General features: G+C 69.2%; 9 protein-coding genes and 1 pseudogene. 3 read left to right on the top strand and 7 right to left on the bottom strand.

Annotated elements, in window-relative coordinates:
* The 7 genes and pseudogenes from Aple_RS31780 to Aple_RS56405 form a co-directional block, all read right to left on the bottom strand.
* The coding region (locus tag Aple_RS31780) for an SRPBCC family protein (RefSeq protein WP_174889901.1) at window positions 1-484 on the bottom strand (484 nt) is incomplete at its 3' end.
* A gap of 62 nt (window positions 485-546) precedes the next feature.
* The gene (locus Aple_RS31775) at window positions 547-1,410 is read right to left on the bottom strand and encodes an FAD binding domain-containing protein (protein ID WP_155348408.1); all 864 of its coding nucleotides are present in this window, start codon (window positions 1,408-1,410) and stop codon (window positions 547-549) included.
* Entirely contained in the window at window positions 1,407-3,746 is a 2,340-nt protein-coding gene (locus tag Aple_RS31770) for a xanthine dehydrogenase family protein molybdopterin-binding subunit (RefSeq protein WP_155348407.1), read from the bottom strand. Before Aple_RS31770 ends, Aple_RS31775 begins: the two co-directional genes overlap by 4 nt.
* Window positions 3,743-4,216 (bottom strand): (2Fe-2S)-binding protein, encoded by a 474-nt coding sequence (locus Aple_RS31765; protein WP_155348406.1) that lies wholly within the window; start codon window positions 4,214-4,216, stop codon window positions 3,743-3,745. The genes Aple_RS31770 and Aple_RS31765 overlap by 4 nt, the downstream gene beginning before the upstream one ends.
* A gap of 98 nt (window positions 4,217-4,314) precedes the next feature.
* Window positions 4,315-4,569 carry a tetraspanin family protein gene (locus tag Aple_RS31760; RefSeq protein WP_246264920.1) on the bottom strand — a complete coding sequence of 85 codons (255 nt, stop codon included), beginning with the start codon at window positions 4,567-4,569 and terminating at the stop codon, window positions 4,315-4,317.
* Window positions 4,559-5,785, bottom strand: a complete 1,227-nt coding sequence (locus Aple_RS31755; RefSeq protein ID WP_246264919.1) for a LiaF domain-containing protein — start codon at window positions 5,783-5,785, stop codon at window positions 4,559-4,561. Before Aple_RS31755 ends, Aple_RS31760 begins: the two co-directional genes overlap by 11 nt.
* A gap of 3 nt (window positions 5,786-5,788) precedes the next feature.
* Window positions 5,789-5,959: pseudogene (locus tag Aple_RS56405) on the bottom strand (PspC domain-containing protein); the annotation flags it as partial.
* Between the two features lie 498 nt (window positions 5,960-6,457).
* Here Aple_RS56405 and Aple_RS31750 point away from each other — a divergent pair.
* From Aple_RS31750 to Aple_RS31740, 3 genes are read left to right on the top strand one after another with little or no spacing between them, the layout of a single operon-like run.
* Entirely contained in the window at window positions 6,458-7,642 is a 1,185-nt protein-coding gene (locus Aple_RS31750; RefSeq protein ID WP_155348404.1) for an ATP-binding protein, read from the top strand.
* Entirely contained in the window at window positions 7,639-8,277 is a 639-nt protein-coding gene (locus Aple_RS31745; protein WP_155348403.1) for a response regulator, read from the top strand. Before Aple_RS31750 ends, Aple_RS31745 begins: the two co-directional genes overlap by 4 nt.
* Window positions 8,278-8,304: 27 nt before the next feature.
* Window positions 8,305-9,765 carry a glutamate-cysteine ligase family protein gene (locus Aple_RS31740; RefSeq protein ID WP_155348402.1) on the top strand — a complete coding sequence of 487 codons (1,461 nt, stop codon included), beginning with the start codon at window positions 8,305-8,307 and terminating at the stop codon, window positions 9,763-9,765.
* The last annotated feature ends 271 nt before the right edge of the window (window positions 9,766-10,036 follow it).

Genomic DNA, 10,036 nt, shown 5'->3' with positions numbered 1-10,036 from the left:
GGATCTCGGGGGTGGGCACGGGTTCGGGGGCGGCGCCTTCCTGGAGGATGGCGGCCAGGTTGGTGGCGAAGCGGTCGATCAGGCGGGAGCCGACCTCGTTCATGACGCCGCGGCCGAACTGGGCGGGGCGGCCGGTGACGTTGAAGGAGGTCTCGACGGTGACCTTGGTCGTGTCGCCGTCGGGGACGAGGCGCGCGGCGACGGTGGCGCTGGCCGTGCCGGCGCCGCGTGCCTCCTTGCCCGAGGCCTTGAGGGTGAGCGTGTGGGCGTCCTTGTCGACGTTCTCGAAGGTCGCGGTGCCGTTGTAGGTGACCGTGATCGGGCCGACCTTGACCCGCATCTTGCCCGTCACGGTGTCACCCTCCACGGAGTCGAGTGACGCGCCGGGAAGGCACGGGGCCACCCGCTCGGCGTCAAGCAGCACCGACCAGGCCTGCTCGACCGGGACCGGCACGGTGAACTCGTGCTCGAACCGCATCGCCATGGCTCGACTCCGTTTCTCTCTCTTTTCCCTGACACTACGACTGGGTGTGCGCGATCCGCCACTCAGGCGGCGGCTTTGCGTACCGCCCGTTCGGTGAGCACCACCGCCAGATGGCGGCGGTAGTCGGGGCGGGCGTGCAGGTCGGTGGGGGGTTCGGTGTCGTTGGCCGCGGTCGAGGCGGCCTCGCGCAACTCGCCGTTCCCGTTGGCCACCGGCACGCCGGGCAGCCGCCGCTCGACCGAGAAGGCCCGCACCGGGGTGGAGCCCATGTTGGTCAGCGCCACCCGGCCCTCGGAGATCGTGCCGTTCTCCCGCTTCACGGCCGCCGCGACCCCGACGATCGCCCAGGCCTGCGCGGTCCGGTGGAACTTCTCGTAGTGGAAGCCCCAGCCGGCCCCCAGCTTGGGGACCTTCGCGCCGAGCAGGATCTCGCCGGGACCCAGCGCCGTCTCCAGGTAGTCGACGAAGAACTCTGACGCCGGGAGGGTCCGCGTCCCCTCCGCGGAGAGGATCGTGAACTCCATGTCCAGCGCGAGCGCCACCGCGGGCAGGTCCCCGGCCGGATCGGCGTGCGCCATCGACCCGCCGAACGTGCCGCGGTGCCGTACCGCGGGGTCGGCCACCTGGGCGGTGGCCAGCGCCACCAGCGGGCACTGCTCCTGCACGACCGCCGATTTGACCACCTCGTCGTGGGTGGTCATGGCGGCGATGAAGACGTGGTCGGGCTCGTCGCGGACGCCGCGCAGCTCGTCGATCTTGCCGAGGTCGATCAGCGCGGCCGGGTAGGCCAGCCGCAACCGCAGCAGCGGCAGCAGCGACTGCCCGCCGGCCAGCAGCTTGACGTCGTCCCCTGCCGCGTTCCGCAGGATCTGGGCGGCTTCCTCCACCGTGGACGGCCGGACATACTCGAAACTCGCCGGGATCATGAGGTTCCTCCCTGGATCGCCCGCCACACGCGTTCCGGCGTGCACGGCATGGCCACGTCGCGGATGCCGTACGGGCTGAGCGCGTCCACGACGGCGTTGACCACGGCCGGGGTGGACGCGATGGTGCCCGCCTCGCCGACGCCCTTCACCCCCAGCGGGTTGGAGGTGGCGGGGGTGACCGTACGGGCGGTGGTGAAGTCCGGCAGGTCGGCGGCCGACGGGACCAGATAGTCGGCCATGGTGGTGGTGAGCAGGTTGCCGTCGGCGTCGTACACGGCCTCCTCGTAGAGCGCCTGCGCGATGCCCTGGGCGATGCCGCCGTGCACCTGGCCCTCCACGATCAGCGGGTTGATCACGTTGCCGATGTCGTCCACCGCCACATACGAGCGGATCTTCGACTCGCCGGTCTCGGTGTCCACCTCGATCGCGCACAGGTGGGTGCCGTGCGGGAAGGAGAACGCCTCCGGGTCGAAGGTGCTGCCCGCGTCGAGCTGCGGTTCGAAGCCGTCCGGCAGGTTGTGCGCGGCGAAGGTGGCCAGCGCGATCTCCTGGATGGTCTTGGCGGCCTCGGTGCCGCGCACCCGGAACGCGCCGTCGGTGAACTCCAGGTCCTCTGGCGCGCACTCCAGCAGGTGCGCCGCCACCTGCTTGGCGTTCTCCTTGACCTTCTCGCAGGCCTGCAGCACGGCGATGCCGCCCACCACGAGCGAGCGGGAGCCGTAGGTGTCCATGCCGCGCGGCGAGGAGGCGGTGTCGCCGTGGAGCACGGCCACGTCCTCGAACGGCACGCCGAGGGAGTCGGCCACGATCTGGGACCAGGCCGTCTCGTGGCCCTGGCCGTGCGGGCTGGTGCCGGTGACCACCTCGACCTTGCCGGTGGGCAGCATCCGGATCGTGGCGTGCTCCCAGCCGCCCGCGCCGTACCGCAGGCTGCCCAGCACCCGGGACGGGGCAAGACCGCACATTTCGGTGTAGGTGGAGACGCCGATCCCCAGCTGGACCGGGTCGTTGCGGTCCCGGCGGTCGGCCTGCTCGGCGCGCAGCTTGTCGTATCCGAACAAGGCCATCGCCCGGTCGGTCGCGGCCTCGTAGTTGCCGGAGTCGTAGGTCAGGCCGCCGGCCGTCGCGTACGGGAACTCCTCGTGCTTGATCCAGTTGCGCCGCCGGATCTCCAGCGGGTCCACGCCGATCTCGTGCGCCAGCTCGTCCATGGCGCGTTCGATCGCGTACGTGGCCTCCGGCCGCCCGGCGCCCCGGTAGGCGTCGGTGGGCATTTTGGTGGTGAAAACGCCGGTGCAGGTGAAGTCGTAGGCGTCCATCTTGTACACGCCCGTGTACATGAACGCGCCCAGCAGCGGAATGCCCGGCGTGACCAGCATCAGGTAGGCGCCCATGTCGGCGAGCAGGTCCACCTTGACGCCGCGCAGCACGCCGTCGGCTGAGGCGGCCAGGCTGATCCGCTGGATCTGGTCGCGGCCGTGGTGGACGGTGAGGTTGCCCTCCGAGCGGGACTCGGTCCACTTGACCGCTTTGCCGAGCCGCTTGGCGATCAGCAGCGTCAGCACTTCCTCGGCGGTGACCTGCAGTTTCGAGCCGAAACCGCCGCCCACGTCCGGGGCGATCACGCGGATCTTGTGCTCGGGGATGCCCGTGGTGGCGGCCAGCATGACCCGCAGGATGTGCGGGATCTGGGTGGCGCTGTGCACGATGAAGCTTTCGCCGTCCGACTGCGCCACCACCGCGCGCGGCTCCATCGCGCTCGGGATCAAACGCTGCTGCACGTAGGTGCGCTCGATGACCACCGGCGCGTCCCGGAACGCGGCGTCCGCGTCGCCGGTGCCGAACTTCCAGGTGAAAGCCTTGTTGCCGCCCTCGTGCACGGGCGTCGCGCCCTCGGCCAGCGCCTCGTTCATGTCCAGTACGGCGGGCAGCGGCTCGTAGTCGATCTCGATCGCGTCCAGCGCGTCCGCGGCCTTGTACCGGTCGGTGGCGATCACGCAGGCCACGGCCTCACCGACGTAGCGCACCGTGCTGGTGGCCATCGGCGGGTGGTCGGGGATCACGATGTCCTCGGTCACCGGCCAGGCGCACGGCAGGCTGCCCTGCTCGTCGCCGAAATCCTGGCCGCTGAAGACCGCGACCACGCCGGGCTGGCTCCTGGCGGCCGAGACGTCCACCCGGGTGATTCGCGCGTGCGCCATCGGGCTGCGCAGGAAGGCCACGTGCAGCATGCCGGGCAGCTGGATGTTGTCGGTCCACTGGGTGCGCCCGGTGATCAGACGCGCGTCCTCCTTGCGGCGGCGGGCCCGGCCGATCTCGGCTTCCGTCGTGCTCATGGCGTGGCTCCCATCGCCTGGGCGCCTTTGCGTACGGCTCTGACGATGTTGCAGTAACCCGTGCAGCGGCAGAGATTACCTTCAAGGCCCGACCGGATCTCGTCCTCGGATGGGTCGGGATTGTCCTGGATCAGGTCGATGGAGGCCATGATCATGCCCGGCGTGCAGTAGCCGCACTGCAGGGCGTGCTCCTCGTGGAAGGCGCGCTGCATCGGGTGCAGGGTGCCGTGCTCCGCCAGGCCCTCGATGGTGAGGACGTCGGCGCCGTCCGCCTGAACGGCCAGCACCGAACAGCTCTTCACGCTCCGGCCGTCCATCAGGACCGTGCAGGCCCCGCAGTTGCTGGTGTCGCAGCCGATCGGGGTGCCGGTTCGCCCCAGCCGGTCTCGTAGGAAATGGACGAGGAGCAGTCGTGGCTCGACCTCTTCCTCGTATTTGGTGCCGTCGACGGTGACGGTTATCCGAGACATACTGCCTCCGCACCACAAGTGATAAACGGACACTTGTGAACGTACGCCCGTGAGTGTGGCGGTCAACCCTCCATGCCGCGCTTAGCCGATCACATGACTTACCGCTTACGGATGGCTTTGCTGAGAATCCCGATGAAACCGGCGAAACCCAGGCCGATCAGCAGGATGGGCACCATGAGCACCGGATCCGGGCTCGGCGGGATCAGGTAGCGGATGCCGAATCCGATGAACAGCAGGCCGCAGAGCAGGGCAAGCCAGTCAGTTCGGTGAACCCGGCGCTGGGGCTTGTCGACTTCCACCGGCTGCGGCGAGGCCCAGACATTGGTCTCCTCGCCGAGGTCCTTAGGCGACACGGCGCACCTCCACGTCGCCGACCCCCGCCTTGACGTGCAGCTCGATCGTGGAGGCGTCGCCGTCGGCCGGGGGAATCTCCGGCTCCAGGACCCGGTTGACGGTCACGTCCGCGCCGTCGTCCACCTTGTGGTCGATCTTGATGTCGCCGAGCCGGGTGTAGGCGAACACCTCCACCCGCGCGGTCGCCGGCAGCAGCACGATCAGCTGCCCGACCGAGATGGTGGCGTCGAACCTGGTCCTGCCGCCCGGCGCCAGCTTGAGATCGCTCAGATCCAGCCGGCCCTCCCCGATGCCCACCGTGTACGTCCGGCTGGCCTGCGAGATGTCCACCGGATGCCAGCTGTAACTGCCGACCTTCCGCGGGATGCCGCTCACACTCGATCCGGCGACCAGCACCAGCGACACGATCGTGCCCGCCGCGACCAGGGCCGCGCCCCGGCCGAACCAGGTGGCCACGAGCAGGCCCGCCCCGATCGTGACCAGAACGGCCCCGCCGACGACCGGCAGACTGATCGAACCGGTCCCGGACTGCTGGACCGCGACCATGATCCCTCCAACGATGAGAGCCAGGCAGATGGTGAGTCCGCCGACGAATGACTTGGGCCGCTTCTGCTTGACCTTCGGCGGCCTCGGCTGGACTCGCTCCGGCATTTTCGGCGCGTACGGCCCGCGCGGGGCGAACGGCTCTCCCGTGTTGTACGGCCGGGGGGTGGGTCGCGGGGCTGTCGGGGGAGCGGCTTGCGGGGTGGTCTGGGGGGTTGCCGGGGGGGCGAACGTGGCGCTGCGGGCTTCGCGCGCCAGGTCGGACAGTCTCCGGTAACCGCCGGTTTGGCGTGGCGCCACGTACGGGGGTGGGGAGCCGTACGGGCCGGGCGAGGGAGGCATCGCGGGCTCCGGCATCGCGTACGGCGAGGGGGCGAACGGGCGGGCGAAGGCGCTTTCCGGGGCGCGGGTCATGCCGCGGCGGCCGGTCATGCGTTCCGGGATGGACCTGGCCATGGCCAGCAGATCGACGCCGCGCGCGTGGGCGGCCAGCAGCGCGATCGCCAGCAACGTGCCGACCACGATGGTTCCCCGGCCGATCCCGCCGGAGGCCACATTGATGATCAGCCCAAACGCGAACACCGCCGTGAGCAGCGCGAGCACCGTCTCCGCGTCGAAGATCCGCCGCGTCCACTGCTCCATGTAGCCCGGACGCCCATCGGGCTCACGCATCAACAAGAACGCCGCGATATACAGAAAAATCCCGATACCCGACCCGAGCACCAACACCGCGAACCCGACCCGGAACAAAACCGGATCCATCCCAGAGAACCGCCCAAGCCCCGCACATACCCCCGTGAACATCCGCCCATCTCTACTCCGCTGCAAAAACCGCGGCGCCTCCATCGCCCCACCAGCCTGCGACCCCGCTTCGCCGGCGGAGCTCGCGTCAGGTCCGTCAGCGGGCTGGGGGGGTGACTTCGTGGTGGATTCGCCAGCAGGCCGCGAGGCCGATTCGGTGGCGGAGCTCGCGTTGGGTTCGTGGGTGGGCTGGGGGATCGATTCCGTGGTGGATTCGCTGATGGGCTGCGAGGCCGTTTCGGTGGCGGATGTCGTACCAGGTGGCGTGACCGATTCCGCGGTGGAGGCCGCGATCGACTCCGTTTCGGACACCCCCTCCGCACCGACGACGGTGTCGGTGTCGGAGGTTTCAGGGTGGGGTGTGGCGATATGTGGGGTCGCCGCGTTCGGGTCTTTCGGGTTCGGCCCGGACGAGGGTGCTTCGGTCATGGTCCCATCGTGGCCGTTGCGGGTGGGTTGCTGCCATCGGGGGAACCCCTGAACTCGGTCTCAGGGACGTGCCCTGATGCATACTCTGGTGCGAGATGTGACGATGCAGAGGCGATGTCTGAGATTCCTGACGCCACACCGGCGTTTCCCAAGCTGACCAGGCCCATGTCCGGGCGTGTGGTGGCGGGAGTCGCGCAGGGGGCGGCCGACCAGTTACGGCTGGACCCCGTTGTGCTGCGGCTCGCCTTCGTGCTGCTCACCGTCCTGGACGGCCTGGGCATCGTGGCGTACGCCGCGCTCTGGATGTTCACCCCCCGAGAGCCCACCGAACGCGTGGACCGGGGCCGCGACTGGGGACAGGCGGCCGCCTACGGTCTGGTCGCCTTTGTGCTGGCCGCCATCGGCCTGCTCAGCGGAACCGCGGCGGGAGGCATCGCCACCTGGCCGATCGCGATCGGCGGCATCGGCTCCCTGATCCTCTGGCAGCAGGCCGACCCCGCCAGCCGCCAGCGCTGGATGAACAGCACGGTCGGCCAGGTCCGGCAAACCTGGGTGCGCGCGGGCGTCGGCCTGCTGCTGGTCGTGGTCGGCGCGATCGGCTTCCTGGTCGCCCAGGACCAGCTCGCCCAGGCCAGCACCGGCCTGATGTTCACCGCGGTCGTGGTCGGCGGCATCAGCCTGATCGCCGCGCCCTGGCTGGCCAGCCTGTGGAAGGAGCTCCAGCGGGAGCGTACCGAGCGCATCAGGCAGGAGGAGCGGGCCGAGGTGGCCGCGCACGTGCACGACTCGGTGCTGCACACCCTCACCCTGATCCAGCGCAACGCCAACGACCCGCGCGAGGTCACCCGGCTGGCCCGATCCCAGGAACGCGAGCTGCGCAACTGGCTCTATCAGCCCAAACAGGACGCTGACGCGACGCTCGCGGCGGCGGTCCGGCGGGTGGCTGCCGAGGAGGAGGACGCGCACGGCGTACCCATCGAGATCGTCTGCGTGGGCGACTGCGAACTCGACGAAAGCCTCTCGGCCTTGCTCCACGCGGCCAGGCAGGCGATGGTGAACGCGGCGAAATATTCTGAATCCCCGGTCGTGTCGGTCTACCTGGAGATCGAACCCGACGAGGTGACGTTGTTCGTCAGGGATCGCGGCAAGGGCTTCACCCTCGACGACGTACCGGAGGATCGGATGGGCATCCGCCAGTCCATCATCGGCCGGATGGAACGCAACGGCGGAAGCGCCCGGGTGAAGACCGCGCCCGGCGAAGGCACGGAGATCATGCTGACGATGAAGAGGACCCCATGAAGACCGTACGTGTGCTGATCGTGGACGACCACCGGCTGTTCCGGTCCGGGGTGCGCGCCGAGCTGGGGCCGTCCATCCAGGTCGTCGGCGAGGCCGAGGACGTGGAGACGGCCGTGCGCACGATCGCCGAACTCGAACCCGACGTCGTCCTGCTGGACGTGCACATGCCGGGCGGCGGCGGCCAGGAGGTGCTCCGGCAGGTGCTCGGGGCGGGGTCCCAGGTGCGTTTCCTCGCCCTGTCGGTCTCCGACGCGGCCGAGGACGTCATCGGCGTGATCCGCGGCGGCGCCCGCGGCTACGTCACCAAGACGATCAACGGCACCGAGCTGACCGACGCGATCAACCGGGTGGCCGAGGGCGACGCGGTCTTCTCACCCCGTCTGGCCGGGTTCGTGCTGGACGCTTTCGCCTCCACCGAGGCCCCGCCGATCGACCCGGAACTCGACTCGCTGACCACTCGCGAGCGCGAGGTGCTCCGGCTGATCGCGCGCGGGTACGCGTACAAGGAGATCGCCAAGGAGTTGTTCATCTCGGTGAAGACGGTCGAGACGCACGTGTCGTCGGTGCTGCGCAAGCTCCAGCTCTCCAACCGGCACGAACTCTCTCGCTGGGCCACCGCCCGTCGCCTGGTCTGATCCGGACGCGCGTGCGACGCTTCAAGGATGGGACGTGATGTACCTGCCATAACGTTCAGCCGGGAAGACCGCCGGATATATCGCGACAAGATTCGGCGGTCGCTGGACGTGCTCGCCCAGATGTTGCGGGAGTCGCGGTTCGAGGCGGACCGGCCGCTGGCAGGCCTGGAGATCGAGCTCAACCTGGTCGACGAGCGCGGCGAGCCCACGATGAAGAACGCCGAGGTGCTCGCCGCGATCGCGGAACCCGACTGGGCGACCGAACTCGGCCAGTTCAACGTCGAGATAAACGTGGCGCCCCAGGATCTCTCCGAGGACGGGCTCTTCGCCCTCGAACAGTCGGTTCGCGAAAAGCTCAACCACGCCGAGGAGCGAGCCGGGACCGTCGGTGGGCACATGGTGCTGGTCGGAATCCTCCCGACCCTCCGCGAATCAGACGTCAACGAGGCGACGCTCTCCGCCAATCCCCGCTACAAACTGCTCAACGAGCAGATCTTCGCCGCCCGGGGCGAGGACCTGCACATCGACATCGAAGGCGTCGAACACCTCGACACCTACGCCGACAGCATCACCCCCGAGGCCGCCTGCACAAGCGTGCAACTCCACCTGCAGGTAACCCCGCCCGCCTTCGCCGCCCACTGGAACGCCGCCCAGGCCATCGCCGGAGCCCAGGTCGCGGTGGCCGCCAACTCCCCGTTCCTGTTCGGCAAGGAACTCTGGCGCGAAACCCGCATCAGCCTCTTCGAACAGGCCACCGACACTCGGCCGGAAGAACTGAAAGCCCAGGGCGTACGCCCCCGAGTGTGGTTCGGGGAACGGTGGATCACCTCGGTCTTCGATCTGTTCGAGGAGAACGTTCGCTACTTCCCGGCACTGTTGCCCATGTGCGAGGACGAGGACCCCCGCGAGGTCCTCGACAGCGGGGGCACGCCCGCCATGGGCGAACTCTCCCTCCACAACGGCACGGTCTACCGCTGGAACCGCCCCGTCTACGCCGTCGCCGACGGCCTTCCCCACATCCGCGTCGAGAACCGCGTCCTCCCCGCCGGCCCCACCGTCGTCGACATCGCCGCCAACGCCGCCTTCTACTACGGCCTGATGCGCGTCCTCCCCTACGCGGAACGCCCGGTCTGGACCCAGATGTCCTTCGCCGCCGCCGAAGACAACCTCCGCACCGCCGCCCGCCACGGCCTCGACGCCCGCCTCTACTGGCCCGGCCTGGGCGAGGTCCCCGCCTCCGAACTCATCCTCCGCCGCCTACTCCCCCTGGCCCACGAGGGCCTCGACAAATGGGGCGTAGCCCCCGCCTACCGCGACCGCCTCCTCGGCATCATCGAACAACGCTGCCTCACCCACACCACCGGCGCCACCTGGCAATCCCAAACCTTCCACTCCCTCGGCGCCAACCACGAAGCCCTCCGCCAAATGACCCTCCACTACACCACCCACATGCACACCAACGAACCCGTGCACACCTGGCCCATGTGATCCGTGTATCGGTTATTCGTTGGCACGGAGATGCGCACCAACGAACCCGTGCGCATCCGGCCTACGCAACCGGTCGGCTTGCCATTGGGGGCAGTGGTGAACATTGAGTGGCAGTGGTGAAGTGGAGGGGCATGGTGTAGGTGCCGTTTGGGTGACCACGGCGCTGGCGGGGACGGGCGGAGCCCGAGGGAAGACATGGGTGGGAGAACCACGGTGTCGTGGCGGTCGTGCCGTGTGGGTGATCAGGGCGCTGGCGGGGGCGGGCGGAGCC

The sequence above is a fragment of the Acrocarpospora pleiomorpha genome, assembly GCF_009687885.1.
GTDB lineage: Bacteria > Actinomycetota > Actinomycetes > Streptosporangiales > Streptosporangiaceae > Acrocarpospora > Acrocarpospora pleiomorpha.
The sequence above is the reverse complement of the archived record's forward strand: the minus strand, read 5'-3'. Positions and strand labels throughout refer to the sequence as shown.